Origin of the sequence: Nocardia bovistercoris (assembly GCF_015674855.1) — a bacterium.
In the GTDB taxonomy this organism is placed as follows: domain Bacteria; phylum Actinomycetota; class Actinomycetes; order Mycobacteriales; family Mycobacteriaceae; genus Nocardia; species Nocardia bovistercoris.
In genome coordinates, this window is sequence record NZ_JADMLG010000004.1 from 65,112 (window position 1) to 90,859 (window position 25,748).

Sequence of the window (25,748 nt, forward strand, 5' to 3'; positions counted from 1 at the left end):
GGTCTCCTCGGGTCGCGGTCGCACCTAACGATAGCGTGTTAATAGTTAGTGCATGAAGTATTTGTGAGTGAGCTCTCCCGCGGGGAAAGTTCCGGTGGAGCGCCTCAGGCCAGATGAACCGGCAGGGTGAGCGGGCCGCGATGTCGGAACCCGCAGCGCCATCCGATATCGCGCTCGGACACCGTCAAGGTCGTGGCGGGCCACCTGGTGAAGACGTGGTCGAGCGCGCTCAGCGTCACCGCGCGCACCAGTGCCGCGCCGACGCAGGCGTGCTTGCCGTAGCCGAGGCCGAGCTGGCGATTGCGGGTCCGCGCCAGATCCAGCTTGCCTGGGCCGTCGAAATGGTCGGGATCGCGATTGGCCGAGGCCAGGCACAGCAGCACGGTGTCGCCCGCCCTGATGTCGTAGCGGCCGACGCGCAGATCCTCGGTGGCGAAACGCGGACCGGCCAGCACCTGCGGGGAGATGTAGCGCAGCAGTTCGTCGACCATCGGCGACTTGTTCCGGCCGCGCCGCAGCACCCGGATCTGGTCCGGGCGGGTCAGCAGGGTCAGGATCGCGCCCGCGAGCAGGTCGGTCAGTACCTCGTACCAGGCGAACATCAGGTAGCGCAGCAGGTCGGCGAGTGCGTCGGGGTCGCGCCGGGCCAGCCGGGCGATCATGGTGTCCGAGGACTCGGGACGTTCGATGACCGCCTCGACGAGCGCCGTGCGCATCTCGTCGGTGTTCGCGCGGTCGGCGGCAGGGAGCAGGGTGGCGCCCGCCCAGTCGAGCAGCGCTTCGCGTTCTGGGCCGCGCAGTCCGAGCAGTTCACCGAGTATCGCCGCGGGCAGCGGCACCGCGAGGCGTTCGACCAGGTCGGCGGTGCCGTCGGCGTCCGGGTTCTTGGACAGGGTGTCGATGAGATCGGGCACGCCTCGGGCGAGTTCGGCCAGCCGCGTCGCGGTGAACTCAGCGCCGAAGAGTTCGCGCCAGTGGCCGCGCTCGCGCGGGACGGCGGGTGCGGGCTCGCTCGCGCCGCGATAGTCGCGCGCCCCCGCCGCGCCGACGTCGGTGGTGAGGCGCGTATCGGCCAGTCCCGCACGCACATCCGCGTAGCGGGTGATCAGCCACGCTGGTGGTCCGTCGGGGGTTCTGACCCGGTGGACGCCGCCTCGGCGGCGCAACCGGTCGAGTACCGGCCACGGATTCGCCGCGAATCCCGCATCGAAGACCTCGAGCACGCCTGACCCCCATTCGCATTGTCCGGCAATGAGTCTCGGTGTCGTTCCGTGCGCACCAACCTACCCGGAGCCGAACGCGCTCGCCGCGCGGTACGCGGACCGATCGGTATGCAATCGGCGCCCGCCCCGCCCCGGCCGCCGAACGCCCGAATATCTCGGAAGTATTTTCGACTCCCGTTGTTTGGGTTCCTCGGGGCGGGGAATTGCGGTCGATGTCACTACACACTTCAGCGCACGGGATTGACCATGATCATAATCTTGGGGCTTTTGGTTCTGATCGCGGCGGTGGTCGTCGGGGTCGCCGGTGTCGCGGCGAACACCGGCGAAGTCCGCACCGACACCAGCGATTTCGGGGTCTTCGACTACCACTTCACGGCATCGGCCGGTGAATTGTTCCTCTACGGCATGGCGGTCGGCGCCATCGGAATGCTCGGCCTCGCCCTGCTGCTGGCCGGACTCTGGAAGTCCTCGCGCCGCAACAGCGAGACCCGCCGGGAACTGCGCCGCACGCGCAAGGAGGCGGCGCAGGCACGCCGCGCGGACGACGCCGCGGTCCGCGACGCCACACCGCCGAAGTCGCCCGAACAGCCGAAACAGCCGCCGAAGCAGCCGATTCCGGCCACCGCGACCACCGAACAGAAACCGGTGTGGAGCCTCAATCGGTTCCTGCCGAAGGCCGGATCGGACACCACACAGAGCTCGCGTCGCCCCACGGCCGACGCGTCCGCGAAATAACGATCGACCGTCGATCGTCACACAAAGGATGGAATCATGATCGTTCTCGGACTCGTTCTGCTGCTCGTCGGCTGGCTCGTCGGAATCCCCTTGCTCACCACCGCGGGCATCGTCGTCCTGCTCGTCGGCGCGGTGCTCTGGATCGCGGGCTCGGTCGGCCGCCCGGTCGCCGGACGCAGACACTATTACTGACACTCGAAAACAGGTGGCCCGCGCCCCCGGTCGGAATTATCCGACCGGGGGCGCGGCCAGTCCGGAATCGGTACGGCAGTTCGCGGCGCGGTCGAGCAGGTCGATGATTTCTCGATCGCTCACCTCGTCGTATTCCTGATACCACTGCGCGATCGAATGGAAGAATTCCGGCGTTTCCAGGCAGACGATATGGTCCACGTGCGCGGCGAGTACGCGGATGGCGCGCGGCGAGCCGACCGGAACGGCGAGCAGTACCCGCCTCGCCCCCTGCGCCCGCGCCACCGCGCAGGCCGCACGCGCCGAAGCGCCGGTGGCGACGCCGTCGTCGACGACGATCACCGTGACCCCGGCCAGCGGAATCGGCGCGTGCGTGGCGCGATAGCGCAGGGCGCTTCGCGACATGTCGCGGCGCGCCTCGGTCTCCACCCTGACGCGTTCGGAGCCGGATACGAACGCGCGGCAGGCGATATCGTCATCGATGACCCTGACGCCGTTCTCGCCGATCGCGCCGAATGCCAAGCGCGGCTGGAACGGCACCGGAAGTTTACGCACCACAGCGACATCCAGCGGCGCGCGCAGCGCGACGGCCACCTCGTAGGCGACCGGCATGCCGCCCCGAGTGATGCCGAGCACAACGACATCGTCGTCCTGGAATCGGAATCCGCGCAATCGCCCGATCAAACGGCGACCGGCATCGCGGCGATCATGGAAAGGCATGTCGGTCCTCCTCGCTCGAGTACCGCGGTGAATCGGAGCCACACCATCGGGACCCGTCGAGGACTCGTACTTTACGCCCCCGACCGCCCGAATAGCAGAGTCGCAGGTGAACATGCGACCGCGCGGACCTCAGATTCCGGCCACGCCCGCGAGTTGACCGATGCCGTAGGTGACCCCCATGGCCAGCGCGCCGCCGATCACGACCCGAACCACGGCGCGCCCGCGACGACTGCCGCCGAGGCGCGCGCTCACCGAACCGGTGAGCGCGAGAGCGACGAGCACCGCCCCGAAGGTCACCGGGATACGCGCGCTCACCGGCGGCAGCAGGATCGCCACCAGCGGCAGCAGCGCGCCGAGGGTGAACGCGACCGCCGAAGAGGCCGCGGCTTGCCACGGGTTGGTCAATTCGCACGGGTCGAGGCCGAGTTCGGCCTCGGCGTGGGCGGTGAACGCGTCGTGCGCGGTGAGCTCCTCGGCCACCTTGCGCGCGGTCTCCCTGGTCAGCCCTTTGGCCTCGTAGATGTCGGCCAGTTCGTTCAGTTCGCAGTCGGGATCGTCGCGTAATTCCCTGCGTTCCTTGGCCAGCAGTGACCGCTCGGCGTCGCGCTGGGTGCTGACCGAGACGTATTCGCCGACCGCCATCGATATGGCGCCCGCTGTCAATCCGGCTATGCCCGCGGTGAATATCTCGTCGGTGCCGGTGGTGGCCGCCGCCACACCGACGACGAGGCCCGCGGTGGAGACGATGCCGTCGTTGGCGCCGAGCACCCCGGCGCGCAGCCAATTGAGCCGGGTCGCCAATCCGCCCGCGTGTGCTTCGTGCGGATGGGACTGCTGGGTCGGGCTGCTCGAATCCACCATGTGCCGAACCCTATCCGCCGTCACCGCGCGCCATCCGCCATCGTCGCCGATATCACTTTTCGGCGCCGACACCCGTCGAAGCCGCAGGTCTCGGCGTCAGGACGACGCTTGCCGTCGCCTTCGCTGGTCCTCACCACCGCCGCCGCGGCACCGGGTGCGGCAGCAGTTTGCGGTGCAGCACCTGCAGGGCAAGCAGCAGGCCGACCGACAGTGCGCAGGTCGAGTAATCGTCGAGGATGTAGGCGAGCACCGCGAATCCGCCGAACAACGGGATCTCCAGGACCGCGCACCAGGCAAGGACCCGCAGACGCGCGGCGTTGGTGTCGAGCCAGCGCACGCCGTCATCGATGATCTCGCCCGCCGTCACCGCGCACACCAGGCCGTCGCCGACCTGGACGAAACGGTGCACGGCCTCCTCGCGGGTCAATTCGCCGAGCCAGGCCCGGTCGATCAGCCGCTTGCCCTCCTCGGCAACCTCTCTGACCGTGTCCATGCGATCCCTTCCCGATACAACCGGTCGTGAAGTCTATGACGCCGTCGCGGGCGTTCCTAGAGGCGATCGGGTCGCGATCGCGCCGTCGGGTCCGGTGTCGAACGGGCCCGACCGGTCGGGACGCCATCCCGCAAACGCGGAGCGTGCGATCCAACGGCGCTCGCCCGGTGCGGATTCGGCGGGCGCGACCACGGCCGGCATGCTGGGCGGCATGATCGATCTGCGGGGCAGGGTCGCACGCTGTGCGATGGCGGTGGCGGCGGGCGGGGCGCTCGTCGCCGGATGCGGTGCGAACGACGACGCGGGCGGGTCGAGTTCGGCGCCGCCGAGCACGCCGAGGGAACAACTGCTGCTCACCGAGGCCGAATTCCCGGCGGGCGTCAAGAAGATCGACGTGCCGCAGGACCGTTTGCAGGCCGCGACCGCCGACCTCGCCGGCGTGCAGCAGAACGCGACCTTCACCCCGCCGGAATGCGCCGCGACCCAGCAGCAACTGAGCGACGCCACCAAGGATCTGCTCGCGCAGTCCGCGATCATCGGCGCCGCCGATCAACAGTCCGGCGTGATGTACACCGAATTCGTCGCGGGCCGCACCGGAGAACTCGCCCGCATCACCGAAGGCAACAAGACCTGCCCCGAGGTGAGCCTCACCACCACCGTCGAGGGCCGCGCCATCTCCACGGTCTCCAAGGTCGAGAACCTTTCGGCCCCCGCCGGGTTGAAGGGCGTCGACGCCATCGTCTACCGCTCCACCTCGGTGTCGACGGTCGGTTCGGGCAAGCCGCTGACCACCACCGCGTACATGGGCATCGCCGTGGTGCGCGGCGCCACGGTCGCGGTACGCGTGAGCAGCCTGCGCGACACGGTGGACGAGGCCGCGTTCACGGGAGTCTTCACCGACGCGGTCGATAAGGTTCGCAAGGCCGCCTAACGTGCGGCGGCGCGGCGCACGGCCGTCGGGGTCGATCCCCACCAGCGGCGCGCGCAGCGGGTGAAGGTGGCCTGTTCGGACAGTCCGATCAGCGACGCGATCTGGCTCATCGGCATGTCGGTGGTGGTCAGGTAGCGGCGCGCCTCGTGTTTGCGCACGTCGTCGAGGATCGCGGCGAAGGTCGTGCCCTCGGCGGCCAGCCTGCGCTGCACGGTGCGCGGATGCATGGCGAGCAGCGCCGCCACCACGCCGATCTCGGGCGGGGTCGTGCCGAGCAGGCGTTGCACGGTGGCGCGGATCTGCGGTATCAGCGAGGCGTCGGCGGCGTCGGTCTGCTCGGCGAGGAAGGCCATGGCCAGGCGGTGCAGATTCTCGTCGCCGCCGGACAGTGGCCTCGCGCCGAGGCTGCTCGGGATCCGCAGCATGGCCGATGGCCGGTCGACGCGCACGGGCGCCCCGAAGAATCGTTCGTATTCGGCGACGGGCGCGGGCGGTCGGTACGGCAGTTCCACCGAACGCAGTCCGTACCGGTCCTCGACGAGCCGCTGGATGGCCCGGTGCACGAAGCCGAGGCCGAGATCGGTGCCCTGGACCGGACTCGGCACTCCGGCGTCGACGCCGTAACGCAGGCCGACCACGCCGCGGTCGCCGTACGGGTCGGGTTCCATGGTCAGGCGCAGCGCGCGGGCGTGCACGAACAGGTAGCGTTCCGTGCATTCCAGCACGTCGGCGAGGGTGGGGGAGTTGCGGATGGCCAGCGCGAGCGGGCCGAGCATGTCGAGGTCCTGCCGGTAGGCGATGCGGAGTCCGAGGTCGGGCCGCTGGAGTCGGTGCGCGGCCAGTTCCAGCACCGCGGCGACCTTCTTGTCGTCGACCAGCAGGTCGTCGGCGTCGAGCGCGGCGCGCGGCAGGCCGACGGCCTGTGCGAATACCTCGGCGTCACCGCCCAATTCGGCCACGGTCGCGCGGAATCCGCGCAGTCCCGCGGAACGTATCACCGACATGTCGCCTAGGATCAAATATCGGTCGCTCGAAGTCAAGCGTCGGAGGTCGGGCAAGGTGAGGTATCAGATGTCAAATCTGGCATCGAGGCGCTGCTAGACTGCGCCGATGGCAACGCGCTCGGTCGATATCGCGGGGACGGTCCGCGAACGGGCGGCTCGCGAACTGCGTGACCGCATCCTCACCGGGGCCATGCCCGCGGGCACGCGCATCGACCTCGATGCCATCACCGAGGAATTCGCGACCAGCCGCACCCCCGTGCGCGAGGCGCTGTTGGAACTGTCCTACGAGGGCTTGGTCGAGGTGGCGCCCCGCAGCGGCATCACCGTCATCGGCATCAGCCCCGCCGACATCATGGACAGCTTCACCATCCTCGGCGTGCTCACCGGTCAGGCCGCGGCCTGGGCCGCCGAACGCGCCACCTCCGAGGAATTGCGGACGCTGCGCGCGCTCGCCGCCGAGGTCGCCTCGCGATCCGGCGACGACGCGATAGCCGAGGCCAACTGGCGCCTCCACCAGGAGATCCACCGCGCTTCGCACTCCACGAGACTGCTCACCCAGATCCGCCAGGCCGCCCGCGTCGTCCCGTCGAACTTCCTGCGCTTGTTCCCCGAACACGAGGAACACTCCCTGCGCGAACACGACGAACTACTCGACGCGCTGCGAGTGCGCGACGCCGCGCGAGCCCGCGCGACGGCCGAACATCACGTCCTCGAGGCCGGGCGTTCCCTCACCGAATGGCTCGCCCAGAACGCCTCGGGTGGCGCCGAAGGTTCGAAGTAGCCGAGAGTGTTTCGCGCGCAGGCGAACTCATTCCGGGTCCGCTGCCGGGTAATGCTGTTCGAAAGATCGACCGAGTGCCGTCGGCCTGCTACCATGTGACTGTCACGCAAGTGATGTCGAGCGGTAAGAGCGGCGCTCCATACGCCGCCCCTACCTGGTGGAGTTACCTAGCCCGCACTCGACGGACCGAGACGAGTACCCCGGCGATCACGGCACCCGCTATCAGCAGGATGCCGTAGTCGACCGGGGTCTCGCTCTTCTTACGGCGATGTTTCGCCATCCCCACCACCTCCTCCCTGGGCGCGATGTCTGGACCAAGATCCATCGCCCCTCGGCAGGAGGTGATCTCACTCTACGTCATCATCGGGCCGAAAAGACAACTGCCGCAAAACTATTCGCTGCGCACTCGAATGGAACCGAGTGTGGTTCCGATTGGAACCCGCATCGTGTCCCGAAGCCCGCCCGGCGCGGATCTCGCGGCGTCCATCTCGGCGGGTACGATCGACTGTGTCGTATGGAATCAAATACTTGTCGTGTGAAGACAAGCGATGTGGGCGTTCGCCCTGGAGACTGGGAGTATGACCGAGACGGATATTGTCACCGAGCACCTTGACGTCGTGATCGTTGGCGCGGGGCTTTCGGGTATCGGGGCGGCCTACCGGTTGCAGACCGAATGCCCGGGAAAGTCCTACGCGATCCTCGAGGCGCGCGACGCCCTCGGTGGCACCTGGGATCTGTTCCGGTACCCCGGAATTCGCTCCGACTCGGATATGTTCACCCTCGGCTATCCGTTCAAGCCATGGCGCGACGCCAAGTCCATCGCCGACGGCCCGTCGATCCTGCGCTACGTCACCGAGACGGCGACGGAGTTCGGCATCGACCGGCACATCCGGTACGGGATGAAGGTGACCTCGGCGGACTGGTCGAGCGCGCAAGCTCGGTGGACGCTCACCATCGCGCGCTCCGACGGCGCGGGAGCGACCGAAGAGATCACGCTGACCTGCAACTTCCTCTACATCTGCGCCGGTTACTACAACTACGACCACGGTTACGAACCGGAATTCCCCGGTATCGGCGACTTCGCCGGTCGGGTCGTGCACCCGCAGTTCTGGCCGGAGGACCTCGATTACACGGGCAAGCGCGTCGTCGTGATCGGCAGCGGCGCGACCGCCGTCACGCTGGTGCCCGCGATGGCTCAGCAGACCGAGATGATCACCATGTTGCAGCGCACGCCGACCTGGATCAGCGCGGTGCCCGCACGCGACAAGCGCGCCGACCGGATTCGCGAACTGCTGCCGCCGAAACTGGCGCACCGGATCATCCGCATCAAGAACATCCTGTTCGGCATCGGTTTCTACCAGTACTGCCGTCGCAGGCCCCAAGCCGCGCGCAAACTGCTCACCGGACTCACCACCCGCATCCTCGGAGACGAGAAGCTCGTCGCCGAACATTTCACCCCGACCTACGACCCGTGGGATCAGCGTCTGTGCGCGGTGCCCAACGCCGACTTCTTCAAGGCGATGAAGAAGGGCAAGGCCGAGGTCGTCACCGACCATATCGAAACCTTTGTGCCGGAAGGCATTCGGCTGAAGTCCGGACGGGTGCTGCCCGCCGACGTGGTGATCACCGCGACCGGCCTGCAGCTGCTGGCCTTCGGCGGCATCGTCCCTCGGGTCGACGGCGCGCCGGTGCGGCTGGCCGACCAGTACGTGTGGCAGGGCGCGATGCTCACCGGCGTCCCGAACTTCGCGGTCTGCGTCGGCTACACCAACGCATCATGGACCCTGCGCTCCGACCTCAGCTCACGGCTGGTGTGCCGGGTGCTGCGGCACATGGACCGCCACGACTACGCGGCTGTGGTGCCACGCCCGCGCGGCCCACTGGGCGAACGCCCGCTGATCGACCTCGCCGCGGGCTATGTCCAGCGCTCCATCGCCGACTTCCCGCGCCAGGGTGATCGCCATCCGTGGAAGGTCAGGCAGAACTACGTCCTCGATTCCGTGACCACGCTGCGCACGGACCTGTCCAAGACCCTCGAGCCCACTCCGCGTGCGGCGGTACTCAATCCGGTGGCCGTGCGCTGAGCGCCGTGATGTCGCCGTGCGCTGAGCGCCGTCATGTGACCGGGCGTCAGTCGGGCATCTGGCGCATCTCCAGCAGCGTGAGTCCGAGCGAATCGATCCGCGCCATGATGCTGCGCATCGCGACCGGATCGCCGACCGGCCCGTAAAGGGTGGTCACATCGCCGGGCGCCCGGTCGGATGCGGTGAGTTCGGGGAACGCGGCCAGCGCGCGTTCGGAGAGCGTGCCGTCGATGATGAACTGGTATCGCACCGGCATGAACGCTCCTCTCGCGGCGGGCGTGGCTCGGCGCTGAACTCGTCGGCCTATCCGTCGAGCCTGCTCCGACCGGGGTATCGATGTCCTCACCCGAGGCGGATGAGATGCGCTGACCTGCTCAGAGCAGTCCGATGCGGCGCGCGCGCAGCATGGCGTCGGCCCGCGAGTTCGCGCCGAGTTTGGCGTAGATCGCGCGCAGGTGGGTCTTGACGGTGTTGATGGACACGCCGAGGTCGTGGGCGATCTGGAGCGCGGTCCGCCCGCTCGGCAACTGTTTGAGCACCGTCAGTTCGGCGTCGGTGAGCGCGGGCGTCATCGGTTCCCGGCGCGCCTCGCAGTGCTCGCGCACCGCCTCGACGAACGCGTTGCCCGGCCCGAATCGCCCCGCGTGGTCGTGCAGCAGCGGAAGTGCGGCGGTGATGTCGAAGAAGGGGCGGACCAGCCGGTCGGGTGCGGCCAGTCGCACCGCTTCGGCGAAACCCTCGTAGGACTTCACCGGCCGGTCGAGACGGTGTGACGCGCAGGCGTAGAGCAGCCAGGCGGTGACCGCGGTGCAGGCGGGCAGCGCGGCGGCGCGTTCGAGCAGTGGGCTCACCATGTCGATGGTGTCGAGCGGTTTGTTGGCCGCCTCGGCGACGGTTGCGGTCGCGAGGACCGCGTCGGGCGCGCCGTGCAGTGCGCGGTGCCCGGCGGTGGCGAGGTGCTGGGCCATATCGCGTTCGTGCAGCCGCAGCAGGATCGACACCACCGGGACGAGTAGTCGCCCCGCCACATTCGGGTGCGGCGTCTCGGTGAGCAGCCGCTGGGTCTGGCCGTGCATGGCCATGGCCGCGGCGTGTTTGTCGGCGGCGGTCTCGAAGCCGATGAGCTGTCCGACGAGGTAGGCGTGTCTGCCCGCGACGGGTTCGGCGGCGCCGTCGAGTCCGCGCCGGGTCTGCGCGAGGGTCACCAGGTCCGCCGCGGCGACGGGTTCGCCTTGCAGGTGGGTGGCGAGCGCGCCGAGCGCCACCGCGTGCACGTGGTCGGGCGAGGTGGTGAGCCCGTGCGTGACGCCGAGGTCGACGGCCCGCGCCGCGCGGTCGCGCATGAGCGGCACCGGGCCGGTGACCGCGGCGGCGGCCGCGAGCCGGGTCACCGCTCGCAGTTGCAGCCGGTGGTTGCCGAGTTGTTCGGCGAGCGCGAGCGCGCGGTGCAGTGCTTGTTCGCCGGTGATGATCGCGTCGGCGAGCACACGGGCGCTGCCGAGCGCGATCGCGAGGTAGCAGTCGAGTTCGGGTTGTCCGGTGGTCGGCGGATCGGTCGAGAGCGGAAGCGGCGCGACGTCTTCCGGTGTGCTCGCGCCGACGGCCACGGCGACGGCCGCGGTGGCCGCGAGACGCATCGCCGCCAGCCACGAGGTCGGCACGATCATCGAGCCGGTGGGGTCGCGCGCGTCGATCTGGTCGAGATAGGCGGACGCGGAGGCGGTGTCGCCGCGTTCCACGGCGTCGATGACACGCAGCAGTGCGACTACGGGATCGTCGAGTACGCGCGCGCTCGCCGCGTCGAGCTTCTGGAACAGGATCGGCCCCGCGCCGTCGAGCACGATGCGCAGGCCGTATTCTCTCAGGAATCCCGGCAATTGGGGTTGTCCGGTCTCGGCGAGCAGGTGCGAGAGCGCGGCGATGGGTTCACCCGCCGAAAGGTACCAGCGCCCGGATCTTCGGTGCAGCTCCGTAATCCGTTGCGGCGCGGCGCGTTGCAGTTCGGCGAGCAGGTAGGCGCGCAGCATCGGGTGGTAGGAGTACCACAGCGCGTTGTCGTAGGCGGTGTGCTGGACCGGGAAGTTGATGCGCGCCAGGTCGTCCAGCATGCGTGGCGCGCGCGGCCCGGCCAGTTCCTCGGCGAGCGCGTCGGTGAAGGAGTCGGGAACGCAAGTGGCGAGCAGGAATTCGCGCACGTCGTCATCGAGTACCTCGATGAGTTCGCCCACCAGGAAATCCGATATCGGATGCGGCGCGTGCGCGAGCATGGCCAGCGCGCAGGCGCGTTCGGAGCCGTGCATGGCGGTGTAGAGCGCGGCGATCCTGACCAGTGCCGCCCACCCTCGGGTGAGTTGCTGAATGGAGCCGATCTCCTCGGGTTCCAGCGGGCAGCCGTGTTCGACGAAGACCGAGGCGATGTGTTCGTCGGCGAAGGCGAGATCGGCCGCGCCGAGCCGCACCAGCCGACCTGCCATGTCGAGGATGTGCCAGCGCAGCGGCGGCTCGTAGCGGCCGGTCACGATGGTCAGCAGCGGCGCGGGCGCGTAGTCGAGGAAGTGTTCGAGTCCGGCCAGGGCGAGCGGGTCGGTGAGCAGGTGGGCGTCGTCGAGGACGAGTACCGCTGGGGTGTCGCCGATGTCATGGACCAGGTCGGCGGCCGCGCCGATGGGGTCGGGGGACTCGCGCCCGCGTTCGGCGGGCAACTCCAGTCCGGCGCGGATCTCCGCCCACAGCCGGGTCGCGTTGTCGAGGGTCTCGGTGACGGTGATCCAGTGGTACCGCACGCCGGGGTGTGCGTGTAGATGCCGCCGCAGCCATTCGGCGGCGAGCACGGTCTTGCCGCTGCCCGCGGGCGAGCACATCAGCACGGTGCGCCCCGCGGAAGGGGCGACGGCCTGGTCGAGGCGTATATGGGTGTCGCGAAGGACGAGCGGGGTGAACAGTGGCGACGGTATTCCGCCCGCCATGTCGTCGGCGGCGGTCGTCGCCGGATCAGGTACCACGTGGAGTCGCCGCGAAGAGTGCACCCTAGCCTCCTGGGACGGTACTGCCTCATCTCTCGCCGTCTGCTTTCGGAAATCCGAGCATACCGACCGAACAGCCTTTTTGGTTTGCAGCAAACATTCCGCGACTCATCCGATATGGATGACGTCCGGCGCGGCGGCCGGCCCTACCCTCGGATGCGCCGGGCCGTGCATCCTGGCGAGAGAAGAGGGGCCGATGTCAACGCCTGGACAGCCGCGCGCCCTCGCGCCCGGCCTCACCCCGACCGCATGGGCGATACCGCGCGGCCTGATCGTCCTGCTCGCCGCGGCGGGCGGTGTGGTCGCGATCGGCGGTATGAAGGTGTCATCGGGTCTGCTCGGCCCGCTGTTCCTCGCCCTCATGCTCACCATCGCGGTGCAGCCGATCCAGACCATCGTGCAGCGGCGCGGCAAACCGGCATGGGTCGGCATGGCACTGGCCTTGATCGCGGCGCTGGCCATCGTGATCGGCATGATCGGGATGCTGGTCGTCTCCGCCGCCCAACTGGCCACCGAACTGCCGCAGTACACCGACCGCGTCGACGACCTGCTCGCCGTCGCCCGCGACCGACTGGCCGAGCTCGGCGTCGACCAGACCCAGATCCAGAACCTGCTCAGCGAGATCGACATCGGCAAACTCGTCGGCGTGATCCAGGACGCCCTGCGCGGCCTGCTCGGCATCTTCTCCAACCTCTTCTTCGTGCTCGCGCTGCTGCTGTTCCTGGCCTTCGACGGCATGAGCATCGGGCGCAAACTCGACATCATCGCCCGCGAACGACCCGAGATCGCCTACGCGCTGAACGCCTTCGCCGACGGCACCCGTAAATACCTCATCGTGTCCACCGTCTTCGGCCTGATCGTCGCGGTCTTCGACGGTGCGGCGCTGTGGCTGCTCGGTGTGCCGCTGCCGCTGCTGTGGGCGCTGCTGTCCTTCATCACCAACTACATCCCCAACATCGGCTTCGTGATCGGCCTGTTGCCGCCCGCGTTGCTCGCGCTGCTCGACGGCGGACCGTGGCTGATGCTGTGGGTGATCGTGCTCTACAGCGTCATCAACTTCGTCATCCAGTCGATCATCCAGCCGAAATTCGTGGGCGACGCGGTCGGGCTCAGCGTGACCATGACGTTCCTGTCGCTGGTCTTCTGGTCCTGGGTGATCGGCGCGCTCGGCGCGATACTCGCGGTCCCGCTGACCCTGCTCGTCAAGGCGCTGCTGCTGGACATCGACCCGACCACCCGGTGGGTGAACACATTGATCAGCGCCAAAGCGCACGATCCGGAACCTGTACCCGGATCACCCGTAGCGGGTGAGGAACCCGCGTCGTCCGTGGACTGAGATCGAATCAGATTCTTCTATCGCGGAAGGGATGACAATGACGACTCAGAAACCGGAGACCGCGCACCCGGTCCGTCAGGGGATCGCGGCGGGCACATCCGTCGGCGCCGCGATACTGCTGCTCACCGTCGGCGTGCTGTCGATCCTCGAAGGGATTTCGGCGGTCGCCAATGACGACCTCATCGTCGTCGGACCCGAGTACATCTACCAGTTCGACACCACCGCCTGGGGATGGGTCCACATCGTGCTCGGCGCGATCCTCATCATCTGCGCCATCGGCCTGATGACCGGAAGCACCTGGGGCAAGGTCGGCGCCATCGTCATCGCGGCGCTCACCATCATCGCCAACTTCCTGTGGCTGCCGTACTACCCGTGGTGGTCGATCCTCGTCATCGCGCTCAGCATCGTGGTGATCTGGGCGGTCTCCACCTGGAATCCGGACACCGTCCGATAAATTCGGCCGACCCGCCGCCCGCGTCCGCGCCACGGACGCGGGCGGCGGGCGTGTGTCGAGGCCCGACTCGACCTAGCGCGGACCCAACGGCTCGGCTGGTGGACTTGGTCGCGGGTCGATCGAACCCGGATCCCGTCCACGAAAGGGCAACTCTCATGGCACATATCCGCATCACCCGCGCCGCGCTCGCGGTCGGCGCCGCCGCCGCGGCCGCCGCACTGCTCGCGCCGGGCACGGCTCTCGCGCAACCGGGTGTCGGCGGCGCGCTGATCGAGACGACCTGCACCTTCGCGCAGGTGGACGCCGCCATGCACGCGAGCGCCCCCGAATTGGCGGCGCGCTTGGACGCGCACCCCGACCGCAAAGCGAAGATCCAGGAATTCCTGGCGCTGCCGGTCGATCAGCGTCGCGCTCGCGTGCAGCAGGGGCTCGCCGAGCATCCCGGCGCGCGCGAGCGGATCCAGGAACGCAAGGACTCGCCCGAAGGGCAGGCCTTGCGCGAGAAGTTGGGCGTCGTCGCGAACACCTGCCACAACTACTGATCCTTCGTGACCGTCGACCTAGCCGTCCAGGCGCGGCAGGTCGACGGTCACGATCAGCCCGCCCTCGGGGCGGGCCCGCGCGCGCACCGCGCCGCCGTGCGCGTGCGCGACCGAGCGCACGATCGACAGTCCGAGTCCGGCGCCGCGCGCTGAGGTTTCGGCGAGCCGTTCGGCGGTCGCCAGCCTGCGGAACGGCTCGAACAGTCCGTCCACCTCGAACGCGGGAACGAGCGGGCCGGTGTTCTCCACGCTCAGCGTCGCGCGGTCGCCGTCGACGCCGACCCGCACCGTGACCCACCCGTCGGTGCGGTTGTAGCGCACCGCGTTGTCGATCAGGTTCTGCGCCAGCCGTTCCAGCAGCAGCGGGTCGCCCCGCACCTCGGCGGCCGCGATCTCGGCGCGGATCTCGATGCGGCCGCGCGCGGCGTCGTCGCCCGAGATCGCGATGGCCTGGCGCGCCGTGCCCGCGAGGTCGACCCGGACGGTCGTGGTCAGCCGCTGTTCGCTGCCCGCGAGCACAAGCAGTCCGTCGATCAGCCGTTCGTGTCGGCGATTGACCTCGAGCAGGGTCGCGCCGAGAGCGCGCAGGTGCTCCGTGGCGTCGGGATCATCGAGCGCGACCTCGATGAGAGTGCGGTTGATGGTCAGCGGGGTGCGCAGTTCGTGGGAGGCGTTGGCGACGAAACGGCGTTGCCCGTCGAAAGCGTGGTCGAGCCGCTCCAACATGGCGTCGAAGGTGTCCGCCAGATCCTTGATCTCGTCGTCGGGGCCGCGCAGCGCGATCCGTTCGTGCAGGCTGCGGTCGGCCACCCGGCGCGCGGTCGCGGTGATGCGCTGCAACGGCGCCAGCGCGCGCCCGGCCAGCGCCCAACCGAGTCCGCCCGCCGCGACCCCGACCGCGCCGAGCGCCACCAGCGACCAGATCAACGCGGCTTCCAGCGTTTCGCGCCGGTACTGCTCGTTCTGAGCGGCGACCACCTCGAGCAGTTCCTGTCGGCTGCGCGCGGGCCTGGACAGGAATTCCCGGATCAGCCGTTGGGAGCCGAGACCGGTGCGGCGATCCAGGGATTGGTCGAGGTAGAAGTACATGAGCCCGATGAGCACCGCGCCCGCGAGGAAGAACGCGCCCGCGTATAGGAGGGTGAGCCGCAGGCGGATGGTGGAGCGCTGTCCTTCGGAGGTGCGCTGTCCTTCGGAGGTGCGCTGTCCCTCGGAGGTGCGCTGTCCCTCGGAGGTGCGCCGTTCGCCGGAGGCGTGCTGCCTATCGGAGTGGTGCTGCCTATCGGAGGCGTGCTGTGTTTCGGAAGTGCGCTGTGTTTCGGAAGTGCGCTGCCTGTCGGGCGTGTGATGTGTTTCGAGGGCGTTTCGCGTGTCGGAGATGCGCTGAATTTCGGGTTCGTGCTGCCCGGGACTGCGCCGCACTTGATCACGCCTGCTTTCCGGATCGCGGGCGCTCATCGGATGCAGTATCCGACGCCCGCTTCGGTGTCGATCACCGGCGGATCGCCCAATTTCCGACGCAGCATCATGATCGTGTAGCGCACCACGCCGGTGAACGGGTCGGTGTGCTCGTCCCACGCCTTCTCCAGCAGGCGTTCCGCCGAGACCACGCCGCCGCTCGCCCGCAGCAGTTCGTCCAATACCGCGAATTCCTTGCGCGACAAGGTGATCGGGGCGCCGTCGCGGGTGACTACGCGCCGGTGCTGGTCGAGGCGGATGCCCGCGCGTTCCAGCACCGGTGGCGGCGCGGGCCGCGAACGCCTGCCCAATGCCTGGACGCGCGCGACCAATTCGGCGAAGGCGAACGGTTTGACGAGGTAGTCGTCGGCGCCGAGACCGAGTCCGGCGACGCGTTCGGCGACCGCGCTCGCCGCGGTCAGCATCAGGATTCTGGTGTCGGTTCCCGATGCGACCAGGGTGGCGCACACCGTGTCGCCGTGCACGCGAGGCAGGTCGCGGTCGAGCACGACCACGTCGTAGTCGTTGACGGTGGCGCGTTCCAGTGCCGCGTCACCGTCGTAGACCACATCGACGGCCACCGCGTGCCTGCGCAATCCGGCCGCGATGGCATCGGCCAGCAATTTCTCGTCCTCGACCACCAGAACTCGCACGCGACCATCCTGCCGCGCCCGCTTGTTGGTTCCCTGTGAGTTTCCGGTGGATCCGCGCCGACTCGCGTCGGTGGACTCGGCCGCGCCTGCGGGGCTTCGCGCGCGTACCTCCCGTAATACAGGAGGTAGTGTCCGGTGTCGTCACGTGACCGTGTGCGCCTGCTCGGTTCGTCCGCGGTGCGAGAACCGCGCAGGCGCGCCGAGCGGCGAATTCAGTGCGGCGCCGACGGTCTCGCGGTGGTGTCGCCCGCCGCGATCGATGCCTCGATCTCGTCGAGAACGGTGCGGATCAGGGTGCCGTAGTCGTCTTCGGGCAGATGGGTCAGGCGGTCGCGAGCGTTGCGGATCTCGCGCCGGGCGGCGTCGAAGGATGCGAGTCTGCGGTAGTTGTCGGCCAGATTCAGGTGCAGAGAGGGATAGAAGCCGCGTACGTCGAGGTCGCGGTCGTGCCGCCTGGTGCGTTCGTCGGTGAGTCCGTCGGCCGCGTCGATGGCGCGGATGTCCCAGGCCAGGGCCTGGGCGGGGTCCTCCTGGAGGTCGGCCATGTAGTGCGCGAGGGTGCAGCGGTGCAGCGGGTCGCCGAGCGGTCCTATCGAATGCCAGATGGCGTCGAGTGTGATGCGCGCGGCGATGTGGTCTCCTGAGCGCCCAAGGGTGACGGCGTCGTTGATGGCCGTCATGGTCGAATCCTCGGTCATGCGATTTCCTTCGTGTCGATCTGTGCGGGAAGAGCTCTCGGCATCACCAGACTGGTCAGGTCCCCGTCGGTCGCGGACCGGACCACGACCGGCTGATCCGGTCCGGCGATGTCGAGCATGATGTCGGGCCCGAGGGCCGCCGCGATCGCGGGCCGCAGGGTTTCCGGAGCGAAGGCGAGGTCGACGCGCGGCCCGCTGCCCATTGCCGGAATACGTCGAATCCGCGGTCGTGACCACCACGACACCTCGCGCACCGACTCGGTGTCCGCGACCGGCCCGTGGCACGCGGGTGTCGAAGCGATCGCTTCCGGAGCGACGGCCTGCGCCCGTGCGGACACGGTTGAAACTGATCTGTGACGCCCGATGTCCTCGGACATGCGAGTGTGCCCCGCCGGGTGCGGGCGGTACGCCGTCGGTTGGACCGGATCCGCGTCCTCGGCGTCGCGGGTGTGTGTCACCGGCTGCGTGGGTGAGGTGGTTGTGCCCACCTGCTCGGTCGGGTGCGTGCGCGTCGACGCCGCGAGGGATTCGGTCGGCCCGGTCGGGACCATCGAGGACAGGGCCAGTGCGTCGGGTTCGGCGGTGCAGAGCACGAGGTCGGCGGGTGTCTCGAGGGCTTCGAGCAGCGCGGCGCGGTCGACCACGATTCGGGTCGCGACGGGGGTGAGGTCGGCGAGCATCGTGCGGTAGTCCGGGTATTCGCCGTCGACGGCCGGGCATTCGGCTTCGAAATCCGGACCGCGCAGCGCTATCCCGTGTTCGGTGCGGGACACCGCCACCGCACCCTCGCGGCCGAGCGGACTGCACAGCTCGGCGAGTTCGCGGGCGCGCACGATCCGCCGCCACGGTGCGGCCGCCGCGATGTCGGGGACCAGGGTGCGGGTGGCGAGACGGTAGCGGTCGGTGGCGGTGAGGGTCACCGAGTCGGGGTGGACCTCGAGGTAGACGCAGGCCAGGATCGCGATGGCGTCGTCTCGGGCGGCCGCGCCGACCACCTGGCCGATGGCCTCGGCCAGCAACGATCCGGCGACTGTCACCGTGGTCGCGCCGATGGCCAGCTTGACCGCCGATGCGACCAGCGCGGCCTGCTCGGCACGGCGGGTGAGGGTGCGGACGTGGTCGTCGAGGATCCGGCCCGCCGCGTTCGGGTCGCCGGACAGTATCTCGGCGACCGCGCCGAGCGGGATCGCGATCTCGCGCAGCTGACGGATTAGGGTGGCGCGTTCACACTGTTCGGGCGCGTAGTAGCGGTATCCGGTCGCGGCGTCGACGTGCGCGGGCGCGAGTAGGCCGCTGTCGTCGTAGAACCGCAGCGCGCTGGCGGTCAGGCCGCTGGCCCGCGCCACCGCGCCGATCGTGATGAGGTCGTCGGACTCGCTGTCAGTCACCCGTCCAGCATGCGCCATCAGGTAACTGGAAGGTCAAGCCCATGCGCGAAATCATGCCCGATGCACGGGACCGTGCGCCTCGGCGCAGTGTGGAATATGCGCCTCGGCGCAGTGTGGAATGTGCGCCTCGGCGCTGCCATGATTGTGCGTCTCGGCGCAGCGGTCCGTTGGCGGGTGCTCGACCTCGCCGACGTGGTCGACCTGCAACGTGGTGTGCGCGATCCCGAAGTCCGAGGTCAGCAGGCGCTCGACCGCGGATCGCAGCGCGTGACAGTCCGCGCCGTCGTCGACCAGCACGTGCGCCGACAGCGATGGCTCACCGGAGGTGATCAGCCAGACGTGCAGGTCGTGCACCTCGGCGACGCCGCCGATGCCGACGATGCCCGCTCCGATCTCGTCGGGGTCGAGGTGCGCGGGCGCGGCTTCGAGGAAGATCCGCCCGGATTCGCGCACCAGCGACCAGCCCGCCTTCAGCATGAGCGCGGCGACCACCAGCGCGGCGATGGCGTCGGCGCGCGGATAGCCCGCCAGCCACACCACGGTGCCCGCGACGGCGGTGCCGATGAAGGCGTAGAGGTCGTTGACGATGTGCTGGAACGCGCCTTCGACATTGAGGCTGGTCCGGTTGGCGCGGCTGATGCTCCACGCCGCGGCGATATTGACCGCGATGCCGACGAGCGCCGTGATGAGCACGAGCGGACCTTCGACATCGGGCGGGTCGATCAGCCTGGCGATGCCCTCGTAGACGAACCACGCGGCCAGCAGCAGCAAGGTGATGCCGTTGGCCTGCGCGGAAAGGATCTCGGCGCGCTTGTATCCGTAGGTGTACTGCCCGCTCGCCGGTCGCTTCGACAGCCGGATGGCGATGAGCGCGAGCACGATGGACGCGGCGTCGGTGAGCATGTGCGCGGCGTCGGTGATCAGTGCCAGCGACTGCGCGACGAGGCCGACGGTCACCTCGGCGGCCATGAACACGACGATCAGCGCGAGCGCGATGGACAGCCAGCGCGGATCGGAGTCGGCGGAGACGCCGTGATCGTGGCCGTGCCCGTGCGCGTCTTTGCCGGGATGGTGGCCTTCGCCGTGACCGATGGCTCTACCGTGATCGGGTGCGGATGGGTGATCGTGGGTACAGCCGTGGCTCGATCCGGTCAGCGGACCGCGGTCGGCGGTCCTCGTGACGGACCGGTCGGGCGACACGCACTGCTCTCCCATGGATCCATGCCTCTCGTCGTCGGACTACCAGAGCACAGCCTAACCGATAGTGCAGACATGCGCATGTCTGCATCTCTCTGGCTCGCTCAGGACCGCCGCTCAAACGTGATCAAGTGCGATACACCGGCCTCACCGGCGCGATTACTATTCGGACAGCACGATCCGGGTGGTCGGTACGACCTCCCCGGAACGGTGGCGGTCGCACCGGTCCGGGGCGACCCGATGAACGTCGCGGCAAGAAGGGTTTCGAATGGACAGGCCGGCGTGGGCGCCCGAAGGCGTGGATGTGCACCGGGCGAGCCCCGCACGGATGTACGACGCCCTACTGGGCGGTTCCCACAATTTCGAGGTCGACCGGCAAGCCGCCGCCATGGGCAAACAGCTGGTTCCCGACCTGCCGCGCCTGGCGTTGAGCAATCGCGCCTTCCTGCGGCGCGCCGTGCGTCACCTCGTCGATGCGGGCATCACCCAGTTGCTCGACATCGGTTCCGGCATCCCGACCGCGGGCAATGTGCACGAGATCGCCCAGGACATCGATCCGGCCGTCACCGTGCTCTACGTGGACATCGACCCGGTCGCGGTCGCGCACGCCGGTGCGATTCTCGCGGGCAACGACCGCGCGGGCGCCATCGAGGCCGATCTGCGCAGACCCGACGAGTTGCTGGCGAAGGTGCGCGAGACCGGGCTGATCGACTTCGAGCGACCCGTCGGCCTGCTGCTCGTCGCCGTCCTGCACCTGCTCGCCGACGAGGACCGGCCGGTCGAGCGGGTCGCGGTCCTGCGGGAGGCCGTGGTCGCGGGCAGCCACGTCGCGATCTCGCACCTGACCTCGGAACTGCGCCCGGAGGACGCGGACCGACTCGGTGCGAGCGCGGCGGGCAGCAGCCGGGTCGGCATCCATTTCCGGCCGCGCGCCGGGATCGAGGCTATGTTCGAAGGATGGGAGCTGGTCGAGCCGGGGGTGGTCGAGTTGCCGTTGTGGCGGCCCGAATCCGAGCGCGATCAGCACGAGACTCCGGGGCGCTCGCTCGGCCTCGCGGGTGTCGGCCGCAAGGGATGACGGGGGCAGCGGCGGCGGCTCGCGCGGGCGGCGGCAGGGAGTTGCCGAGTGGGTGTGCGTGAGGTAACCGAGCGGTGGGCCGATGCGCTCGACGGCGTCGTCGCACCCGTGCTCACACGCACGCAGATCGAGGATCTGCTGGCCGAACTCGGAGCCGATCTGATCAGCGCGGTGCGCGGGGTCGCCGATCCCGCGGTGGCGCACGAGGCCGCGGCCGCGCTGGTCGCGGCCAACTACCGGGATCCGAGCGCGGTGAGTCGCTCGATGCTGGTGATCTGTCACGACATGGTCGACGCCGTCTGCCCCGACCCTTCCGACCCCGACTATCGCGCGGTGCGTGATCGTTCGCTGGTGGTCGCCTCGGAATTCGCCGCCGGATTCACCGGCGCGCTGCGCTCGGCGGCGCTGGGGGAGCAGGAGACCACGTTGATGGCGGTGCTGGAGGCCGCCCAGGAATCCGAGGTCCGCCGCCAGCTCTCCGAAGCCGGATTCCAGGCGGTGTTCGCGGGCGCGTCGGTCGGTATCGGCATCCTCAACACTCGAGGTGAGGTGCTCGACGTCAATTCCGCCTTCGGGGAGATGCTCGGCATCCCGGCCGAGGTGATGCCGGGGCGTTCGGTGGCCGAACTGCTCGGTCCGGTCAATATCGGCCAAGCCTTCGCCCAACTCCAGCGCATGCTGGTCGGCGAGACGGACCGGTTCCGGCTCGAGACCGAGCACGTGCGGCCCGACGGCGGACTCGCCTATATCGACCTGTCCATGTCGGCGGTGCGCGACGCGAGCGGCGCCATCCAATTCCTGATCGGGGTCGCGGTCGACGTGACCGAGCGGCGGCAACTGTCCGACCGGCTCTGGCACGACGCCAATCACGACAATCTCACCGGCCTGCCGAATCGGGTCCTGTTCTTCGCCCGGCTCGCGGGCGCGACACCGCCGCTCGGGCTCTGCTACCTGGATCTCGACGGCTTCAAGGCGGTCAACGACGAATGGGGGCACACCTTCGGCGACCGGGTGCTGCGCGATGTGGCCAAGCGGCTGCGCACCGCGATCGAGCCGAGCGGCGGTCTCGTGGCCAGGATCGGCGGCGACGAATTCATCGCGCTCATCGAGCAGTGCGACGGCGCGGACCAGTTGTCGGCCATCACCGACCGCCTGCACGACACGCTCGCGGCGCCGATCGAGGTGGCGGGTTTCCCGGTCGTGGTCGGGGCGAGCATCGGGACGGTCTTCGTGGCGGAGCGGCTGCCCGAGGTGGACGCGCTCATGCATTCGGTCGACTCGGCCATGTACCGCAACAAGTCGCGCGGCGGTCGGCGGCGGATGCGACGCGATCTGATCTGAGGCGCCTGTTCGGGCCCGGTCAGTTCAGGTAGCCGGTGCCGTGGAAGCGGGGATGATCGTCGGCGACGGTCCACCCGCCGTAGGTGGTGCGGCCGGTGTCGTCGTCGCGACGGATGGGGCTGACCCAGGTGCGGCGCGGATGCTGCCCCCCGCCGCGCCGTCCGCCCGCGAGCAGCGGGACCTCCCTGGCGACCAGGTAGTAGTCGCCGTCGTCGGGGTCGGTCTCGGGCAGGTATTCGCAGAGTTGTTCGGCGGCGTCGCCGAGGTCGGCGGCGGAGACCACGCCGTGGCGCGGTTCGAGGTCGTCGCCTTCGATGACTACCGCGGAGACGGTCCACATGTGGTTGGCGGGGGAGCGGACGGTCGGGCCCGCGGGATGCGCACGAGGGTGAGGTTCGGTCGAATCGCCTGATTCGGCCGATTGTGAACCCTCGCCCATCCTGTACCTCCGTGGTGGTCCGGTGCCCCGGCTGCTTCCGGTCGATGCTGCTTCCGGTGGATCACCTTGTCCCCCAGTGTTATTCGAGAGAATGGTACCGGAGGCGGCTGTCGCGGCTGCCGGCGGATCCCCTCGAGCATTTGATAGGAGAACTAACCTTGAAAGTGAGTGTATCCCGCCGTCGCGCGGGTCGGGTGGGATTGTCCGCCGGATCGCGCCCGCGCCCGCCGTCCCGGTGGCGCAGGGCATTCCGGCCGCGAAACGCCCGCGCCCGCCGCCGACGATATGACGTGCGCGGTACCGGAGCCGATCCGCTCGTAGGTCGCGGACGGGTCTCGAAACGAACAGAACAGTCCGTTCTCTCGTGCAAACGCGGGAGGAAACGATCTCGAGTTGGGTAGGTTGATCGAGTGCACCGCTGCACCCGTGTGATCGAAATGATCACGGCGCTGGTATCGGCCGTGGTCGGAGGTCTGGCGTTGTCGACCCCGGTCTCGTTGGCCTGGGCGCGCGGCAGCACAGCCACGGTGCAGATCGAACTGCTCGCGACGAATATGCCGAGAGCTGCCGCGATCGGCTGCATCGCGGGCGTGGTGGTCGCGGTGTTCGCCAGTATCGCCGAATCACTGATCGTGCCGTGGGTGTGCGCGCTCAGCGGTATGGGCCTGCTGCTGCTCAATCACCTGCTCGGACGAAGTCTGTCCTCGATCGCACCGCTGACCACGTTGAACTACATCGACTCGCTGGCGGGCGGCATACTGCTCGGCGGGCTCGTCGCGGCGGTATCGGTGCGGCTGGTGCTGACGATCGCCTTCCTGCTCGGCTCGATCATCAGCGTCTCCGTCGGACAGATCAGCGCGGTGTCCGGCTACGGCAGCATGGCCGCGCACGGCATCGCCTCCTGGTTCGTCGACTCGCCGCCGCTGTGGCTGATCTGGCCGACGGCCGTGGCGATGGCGTGGTGCACGATGCGATATCGGCACGGCAAACGCTACGCGACCATCTCTGTCGATCTGCCGCTGAGCCCGATCCTGGCCGCCGTGATCGGCGTGAACATTCCGGTGCTCGGATCGGAGTGGATGGTGCGCAACGGCACGGAGACCGGCGACATCGTGTTCGCCACCATCCTGACCGTGCTCGCGGCGCTGGTCGCGGGCAGGCTGCTGCCCGGGCGCGACGGCATGCTGTTCCAGCTCAGCATCACCCTCGGCACGGTCGGCATCGTGATCGTGCCCATTCCGCTGCCGCTGTGGATCATCCCGTTCTCGATCCTCGGTAACCTGCTCGGCCTGCTGGCCGGACTGTGGCGCGGTTCACCGGTCGCGGCGATGCTCATGCTCATGGCGCTCGCCGTGTTCGGCGTGGCGGCGACCTCGCCCACCGATCCGGTGCCGGGCGCGGCGATCGCGGGCACCATAGTCTTGGCGTTCATCACCGGATACTGCTTCTCCGCGGCGCTGCCGAAGCACAGTTCGAGCGTCATGCTCGGCGTCGCGCTGCTGTTCGTACCCGGCGTGGTGGTCGCGATGAAGGGACGGATGTTCACCACCGATCCCGAGCTGGCCCTGAACAACGCCACGCCCGGCCTGACCGCGCTGGCGATCGCCGCAGGTTGTATGGCGAACCTGCTGATCCTGCGCCGCCGCCCCGTAGTCGAACCTGAACCGGCGGAGCTCTCGTTGGTCACGAAATAGCGCGCCGCGAATCGAGACGGCCGCGGGGAGAATCTCGGGATCGGAGCGGATGCGGCAGTCGAGGGGCAGGCCGCTGTCCGCCTTCGACGACGGTGACTTCGTCGCGGGCGCGAAGATCGCGTGCGAGGATCGAAGCGCTCCCGCGATATCGGGGGCCGACCTCGAAAGGCAGGGACGACCATGGCATTCGGTGATCGGACGCGCGCGGACGGCACAGCGCGGATCTTCGGCGAACCCTACGAGACCGCCGACGGCTCGACCGTCATCACCGCGTCGAGCGTGCACGACCTCGCGGGCGACTGCGGATACAGCGTGGTCCCCTTGGGCATCTTCGTGATTCGCGGCGGCGAGGTCACCTGGAAGGCCGCCGACACCACCTCGCGCGCGGCGCTGTTCGGCGAACTCATCGGCCTGGTGACCGGCGTCATCGCCACCCTCGCGCTGCTGCGCCGCCCGCCGTGGCCCGACCTGTCGGCCAAGGTCATGACGGCGAAGGTCACCGCGCTGTTCTCGGGTCGCGCCGCGAATTGACCGAGGGCACGGCGTCTTCCGCGCACCGGTCGGTGGTGCGCTAGCGTCGGAACCATGCGGCTTCATGTGGGATGCGCGATGTGGCGACACGCCGCCTGGCAGGAGGGTCAGCTCGCGGCGGGCGAGGCGTTGCGCGTCTACGCGCGGTCCTGCACGGCGGTCGAGGGCAACACCACCTTCTACGCCACGCCGTCGACCAAGACGGTGAGTTCTTGGGCGGCGCAGTCGAATCCGGATTTCCGGTTCGTGCTGAAACTGCCCAAGCCGATCACCCACGAACGGCGCCTCGTCGACATCGACGCGGAACTGCGCGCGTTCCTGACGGCGATGGAACCGCTCGGACCCCGCGTGCACGCCTGGTGGGCGCAGCTGCCCGCCTCCTTCGGCCCCACCGACCTCGGCGCGCTCAACGGTTTCCTGCGGCGCCTGCCCGCCACCTGTCGCGCGGCCGTCGAAGTGCGCCATCCCGCGTTCTTCGCCGACGAGCGGGCTGCGGTCCAACTCGAGCGGGTGCTCGCGCGGGCGGACGCGGAATGGGTGAGCTTCGACACGACGGTGCTTTTCGACGGCCCGCCAACCAGCGCGGCCGAACAGGAGGCGCGGTCCAAGAAGCCGGGGCTGCCGCGGCGCACGCGTGCGCTGACCGAATTCCCGGTCGTGCGCTACCACGGGCGCGACGATGTCGAGCGCACCGTCGCGGGCTGGACGCCGTGGCTCGACGTGGTGACCGAATGGCTGCGCGAGGGTCGCTCGCCAACGGTGTTCGTGCACACCCCCGACAACGCGAGCGCCCTGCCGCTCGCCCGCCGCTTCCACGACGCGGTCCGCGAGCGGCTGCCCGAACTGGAGCCGCTGCCGAGCCCGGTCGAGACCGAACCCATGACACTGTTCTGAG

Annotated in this window: 26 protein-coding genes; 13 read left to right on the forward strand and 13 right to left on the reverse strand. The window is 69.0% G+C overall.

Translation table 11 applies throughout. The features are described from left to right. Positions 1-104: 104 nt before the first annotated feature. Positions 105-1,223: a cytochrome P450 gene (locus IT779_RS38750; RefSeq protein WP_196149243.1), complete on the reverse strand. Its 1,119-nt coding sequence runs from the start codon at positions 1,221-1,223 to the stop codon at positions 105-107. A 246-nt stretch (positions 1,224-1,469) separates the two neighbouring features. On the opposite strand from IT779_RS38750, the gene IT779_RS11410 reads away from it, so the two are divergent. Beyond that, on the forward strand, positions 1,470-1,958 hold the full coding sequence (locus tag IT779_RS11410) for a hypothetical protein (RefSeq protein ID WP_196149244.1): 489 nt from the start codon (positions 1,470-1,472) through the stop codon (positions 1,956-1,958). Positions 1,959-1,994: 36 nt separating this feature from the next. After that, complete coding sequence (locus IT779_RS11415) at positions 1,995-2,150, forward strand: DUF6131 family protein (RefSeq protein WP_196149245.1); 156 nt, start codon at positions 1,995-1,997, stop codon at positions 2,148-2,150. Between the two features lie 36 nt (positions 2,151-2,186). Here the strand turns inward: IT779_RS11415 and IT779_RS11420 are convergent, their stop codons facing one another. The 3 genes from IT779_RS11420 to IT779_RS11430 form a co-directional block, all read right to left on the reverse strand. After that, positions 2,187-2,867, reverse strand: a complete 681-nt coding sequence (locus tag IT779_RS11420; protein WP_196149246.1) for a phosphoribosyltransferase — start codon at positions 2,865-2,867, stop codon at positions 2,187-2,189. 129 nt (positions 2,868-2,996) lie between these two features. Beyond that, complete coding sequence (locus tag IT779_RS11425; protein WP_196149247.1) at positions 2,997-3,728, reverse strand: VIT1/CCC1 transporter family protein; 732 nt, start codon at positions 3,726-3,728, stop codon at positions 2,997-2,999. Positions 3,729-3,858: 130 nt separating this feature from the next. Next, positions 3,859-4,221: a hypothetical protein gene (locus IT779_RS11430; protein WP_196149248.1), complete on the reverse strand. Its 363-nt coding sequence runs from the start codon at positions 4,219-4,221 to the stop codon at positions 3,859-3,861. 211 nt (positions 4,222-4,432) lie between these two features. Here IT779_RS11430 and IT779_RS11435 point away from each other — a divergent pair, with 211 nt between their 5' ends. Beyond that, positions 4,433-5,152, forward strand: a complete 720-nt coding sequence (locus IT779_RS11435) for a hypothetical protein (RefSeq protein ID WP_196149249.1) — start codon at positions 4,433-4,435, stop codon at positions 5,150-5,152. On the opposite strand, the gene IT779_RS11440 is transcribed toward IT779_RS11435, so the two are convergent. After that, positions 5,149-6,156, reverse strand: coding sequence for an AraC family transcriptional regulator (locus IT779_RS11440; RefSeq protein WP_196149250.1), 1,008 nt, complete (start codon positions 6,154-6,156; stop codon positions 5,149-5,151). The genes IT779_RS11435 and IT779_RS11440 overlap by 4 nt on opposite strands. Positions 6,157-6,262: 106 nt before the next feature. Here IT779_RS11440 and IT779_RS11445 point away from each other — a divergent pair, with 106 nt between their 5' ends. Further along, positions 6,263-6,937 carry a GntR family transcriptional regulator gene (locus IT779_RS11445; protein ID WP_196149251.1) on the forward strand — a complete coding sequence of 225 codons (675 nt, stop codon included), beginning with the start codon at positions 6,263-6,265 and terminating at the stop codon, positions 6,935-6,937. Between the two features lie 578 nt (positions 6,938-7,515). Next, positions 7,516-9,021: a flavin-containing monooxygenase gene (locus IT779_RS11450; protein ID WP_196149252.1), complete on the forward strand. Its 1,506-nt coding sequence runs from the start codon at positions 7,516-7,518 to the stop codon at positions 9,019-9,021. A gap of 46 nt (positions 9,022-9,067) precedes the next feature. On the opposite strand, the gene IT779_RS11455 is transcribed toward IT779_RS11450, so the two are convergent. Both IT779_RS11455 and IT779_RS11460 read right to left on the reverse strand, forming a co-directional pair. After that, positions 9,068-9,277, reverse strand: a complete 210-nt coding sequence (locus IT779_RS11455) for a hypothetical protein (protein ID WP_196149253.1) — start codon at positions 9,275-9,277, stop codon at positions 9,068-9,070. A 118-nt stretch (positions 9,278-9,395) separates the two neighbouring features. Beyond that, positions 9,396-12,047, reverse strand: coding sequence for a LuxR C-terminal-related transcriptional regulator (locus IT779_RS11460; protein WP_196149254.1), 2,652 nt, complete (start codon positions 12,045-12,047; stop codon positions 9,396-9,398). Between the two features lie 193 nt (positions 12,048-12,240). Here IT779_RS11460 and IT779_RS11465 point away from each other — a divergent pair, with 193 nt between their 5' ends. From IT779_RS11465 to IT779_RS11475, 3 genes are all read left to right on the forward strand, one after another. Further along, a complete protein-coding gene (locus tag IT779_RS11465) occupies positions 12,241-13,380 on the forward strand; it encodes an AI-2E family transporter (RefSeq protein ID WP_196149255.1) in 1,140 nt (379 codons plus the stop codon). A gap of 31 nt (positions 13,381-13,411) precedes the next feature. Beyond that, positions 13,412-13,834 (forward strand): DUF7144 family membrane protein, encoded by a 423-nt coding sequence (locus IT779_RS11470; RefSeq protein WP_408637748.1) that lies wholly within the window; start codon positions 13,412-13,414, stop codon positions 13,832-13,834. A gap of 155 nt (positions 13,835-13,989) precedes the next feature. After that, the gene (locus tag IT779_RS11475; protein WP_196149257.1) at positions 13,990-14,376 is read left to right on the forward strand and encodes a hemophore-related protein; all 387 of its coding nucleotides are present in this window, start codon (positions 13,990-13,992) and stop codon (positions 14,374-14,376) included. Between the two features lie 18 nt (positions 14,377-14,394). Here IT779_RS11475 and IT779_RS11480 read toward each other — a convergent pair whose 3' ends face one another. From IT779_RS11480 to IT779_RS11500, 5 genes are all read right to left on the reverse strand, one after another. Continuing rightward, the gene (locus IT779_RS11480) at positions 14,395-15,834 is read right to left on the reverse strand and encodes a sensor histidine kinase (protein WP_232541662.1); all 1,440 of its coding nucleotides are present in this window, start codon (positions 15,832-15,834) and stop codon (positions 14,395-14,397) included. After that, complete coding sequence (locus tag IT779_RS11485; RefSeq protein ID WP_196149258.1) at positions 15,831-16,487, reverse strand: response regulator transcription factor; 657 nt, start codon at positions 16,485-16,487, stop codon at positions 15,831-15,833. The genes IT779_RS11480 and IT779_RS11485 overlap by 4 nt, the downstream gene beginning before the upstream one ends. Positions 16,488-16,699: 212 nt before the next feature. Next, complete coding sequence (locus IT779_RS11490; RefSeq protein WP_196149259.1) at positions 16,700-17,185, reverse strand: hypothetical protein; 486 nt, start codon at positions 17,183-17,185, stop codon at positions 16,700-16,702. Continuing rightward, complete coding sequence (locus IT779_RS11495; protein ID WP_196149260.1) at positions 17,182-18,573, reverse strand: DNA polymerase III subunit beta family protein; 1,392 nt, start codon at positions 18,571-18,573, stop codon at positions 17,182-17,184. Before IT779_RS11495 ends, IT779_RS11490 begins: the two co-directional genes overlap by 4 nt. Before the next feature lie 51 nt (positions 18,574-18,624). After that, the gene (locus IT779_RS11500) at positions 18,625-19,542 is read right to left on the reverse strand and encodes a cation diffusion facilitator family transporter (protein WP_232541692.1); all 918 of its coding nucleotides are present in this window, start codon (positions 19,540-19,542) and stop codon (positions 18,625-18,627) included. A gap of 496 nt (positions 19,543-20,038) precedes the next feature. Between IT779_RS11500 and IT779_RS11505 the strand changes: the two genes are divergently transcribed. Then, positions 20,039-20,848, forward strand: coding sequence for an SAM-dependent methyltransferase (locus IT779_RS11505; protein ID WP_196149262.1), 810 nt, complete (start codon positions 20,039-20,041; stop codon positions 20,846-20,848). 48 nt (positions 20,849-20,896) lie between these two features. After that, the gene (locus tag IT779_RS11510) at positions 20,897-22,189 is read left to right on the forward strand and encodes a diguanylate cyclase domain-containing protein (protein ID WP_196149263.1); all 1,293 of its coding nucleotides are present in this window, start codon (positions 20,897-20,899) and stop codon (positions 22,187-22,189) included. 19 nt (positions 22,190-22,208) lie between these two features. On the opposite strand, the gene IT779_RS11515 is transcribed toward IT779_RS11510, so the two are convergent. Beyond that, positions 22,209-22,628, reverse strand: coding sequence for a hypothetical protein (locus tag IT779_RS11515; RefSeq protein WP_196149264.1), 420 nt, complete (start codon positions 22,626-22,628; stop codon positions 22,209-22,211). 437 nt (positions 22,629-23,065) lie between these two features. On the opposite strand from IT779_RS11515, the gene IT779_RS11520 reads away from it, so the two are divergent. The 3 genes from IT779_RS11520 to IT779_RS11530 all read left to right on the forward strand — a co-directional run bounded on the left by IT779_RS11520 (position 23,066) and on the right by IT779_RS11530 (position 25,747). Then, positions 23,066-24,322: a hypothetical protein gene (locus tag IT779_RS11520; protein WP_196149265.1), complete on the forward strand. Its 1,257-nt coding sequence runs from the start codon at positions 23,066-23,068 to the stop codon at positions 24,320-24,322. Positions 24,323-24,502: 180 nt separating this feature from the next. Beyond that, on the forward strand, positions 24,503-24,853 hold the full coding sequence (locus tag IT779_RS11525) for a hypothetical protein (protein ID WP_196149266.1): 351 nt from the start codon (positions 24,503-24,505) through the stop codon (positions 24,851-24,853). Between the two features lie 54 nt (positions 24,854-24,907). After that, positions 24,908-25,747, forward strand: a complete 840-nt coding sequence (locus tag IT779_RS11530; protein ID WP_196149267.1) for a DUF72 domain-containing protein — start codon at positions 24,908-24,910, stop codon at positions 25,745-25,747. Position 25,748 lies beyond the last annotated feature (1 nt).

Excerpts from the sequence above, each read along its gene's own strand:
- IT779_RS11410 (WP_196149244.1), top strand. The coding sequence starts at position 1,470 with ATGATCATAATCTTGGGGCTTTTGGTTCTGATCGCGGCGGTGGTCGTC.
- IT779_RS11415 (WP_196149245.1), top strand. The coding sequence starts at position 1,995 with ATGATCGTTCTCGGACTCGTTCTGCTGCTCGTCGGCTGGCTCGTCGGA.
- IT779_RS11420 (WP_196149246.1), bottom strand. The coding sequence starts at position 2,867 with ATGCCTTTCCATGATCGCCGCGATGCCGGTCGCCGTTTGATCGGGCGA.
- IT779_RS11425 (WP_196149247.1), bottom strand. The coding sequence starts at position 3,728 with ATGGTGGATTCGAGCAGCCCGACCCAGCAGTCCCATCCGCACGAAGCA.
- IT779_RS11430 (WP_196149248.1), bottom strand. The coding sequence starts at position 4,221 with ATGGACACGGTCAGAGAGGTTGCCGAGGAGGGCAAGCGGCTGATCGAC.
- IT779_RS11435 (WP_196149249.1), top strand. The coding sequence starts at position 4,433 with ATGATCGATCTGCGGGGCAGGGTCGCACGCTGTGCGATGGCGGTGGCG.
- IT779_RS11440 (WP_196149250.1), bottom strand. The coding sequence starts at position 6,156 with ATGTCGGTGATACGTTCCGCGGGACTGCGCGGATTCCGCGCGACCGTG.
- IT779_RS11445 (WP_196149251.1), top strand. The coding sequence starts at position 6,263 with ATGGCAACGCGCTCGGTCGATATCGCGGGGACGGTCCGCGAACGGGCG.
- IT779_RS11450 (WP_196149252.1), top strand. The coding sequence starts at position 7,516 with ATGACCGAGACGGATATTGTCACCGAGCACCTTGACGTCGTGATCGTT.
- IT779_RS11455 (WP_196149253.1), bottom strand. The coding sequence starts at position 9,277 with ATGCCGGTGCGATACCAGTTCATCATCGACGGCACGCTCTCCGAACGC.
- IT779_RS11465 (WP_196149255.1), top strand. The coding sequence starts at position 12,241 with ATGTCAACGCCTGGACAGCCGCGCGCCCTCGCGCCCGGCCTCACCCCG.
- IT779_RS11470 (WP_408637748.1), top strand. The coding sequence starts at position 13,412 with ATGACAATGACGACTCAGAAACCGGAGACCGCGCACCCGGTCCGTCAG.
- IT779_RS11475 (WP_196149257.1), top strand. The coding sequence starts at position 13,990 with ATGGCACATATCCGCATCACCCGCGCCGCGCTCGCGGTCGGCGCCGCC.
- IT779_RS11480 (WP_232541662.1), bottom strand. The coding sequence starts at position 15,834 with ATGAGCGCCCGCGATCCGGAAAGCAGGCGTGATCAAGTGCGGCGCAGT.
- IT779_RS11490 (WP_196149259.1), bottom strand. The coding sequence starts at position 17,185 with ATGACCGAGGATTCGACCATGACGGCCATCAACGACGCCGTCACCCTT.
- IT779_RS11500 (WP_232541692.1), bottom strand. The coding sequence starts at position 19,542 with ATGGCCGCCGAGGTGACCGTCGGCCTCGTCGCGCAGTCGCTGGCACTG.
- IT779_RS11505 (WP_196149262.1), top strand. The coding sequence starts at position 20,039 with ATGGACAGGCCGGCGTGGGCGCCCGAAGGCGTGGATGTGCACCGGGCG.
- IT779_RS11515 (WP_196149264.1), bottom strand. The coding sequence starts at position 22,628 with ATGGGCGAGGGTTCACAATCGGCCGAATCAGGCGATTCGACCGAACCT.
- IT779_RS11520 (WP_196149265.1), top strand. The coding sequence starts at position 23,066 with ATGATCACGGCGCTGGTATCGGCCGTGGTCGGAGGTCTGGCGTTGTCG.
- IT779_RS11525 (WP_196149266.1), top strand. The coding sequence starts at position 24,503 with ATGGCATTCGGTGATCGGACGCGCGCGGACGGCACAGCGCGGATCTTC.
- IT779_RS11530 (WP_196149267.1), top strand. The coding sequence starts at position 24,908 with ATGCGGCTTCATGTGGGATGCGCGATGTGGCGACACGCCGCCTGGCAG.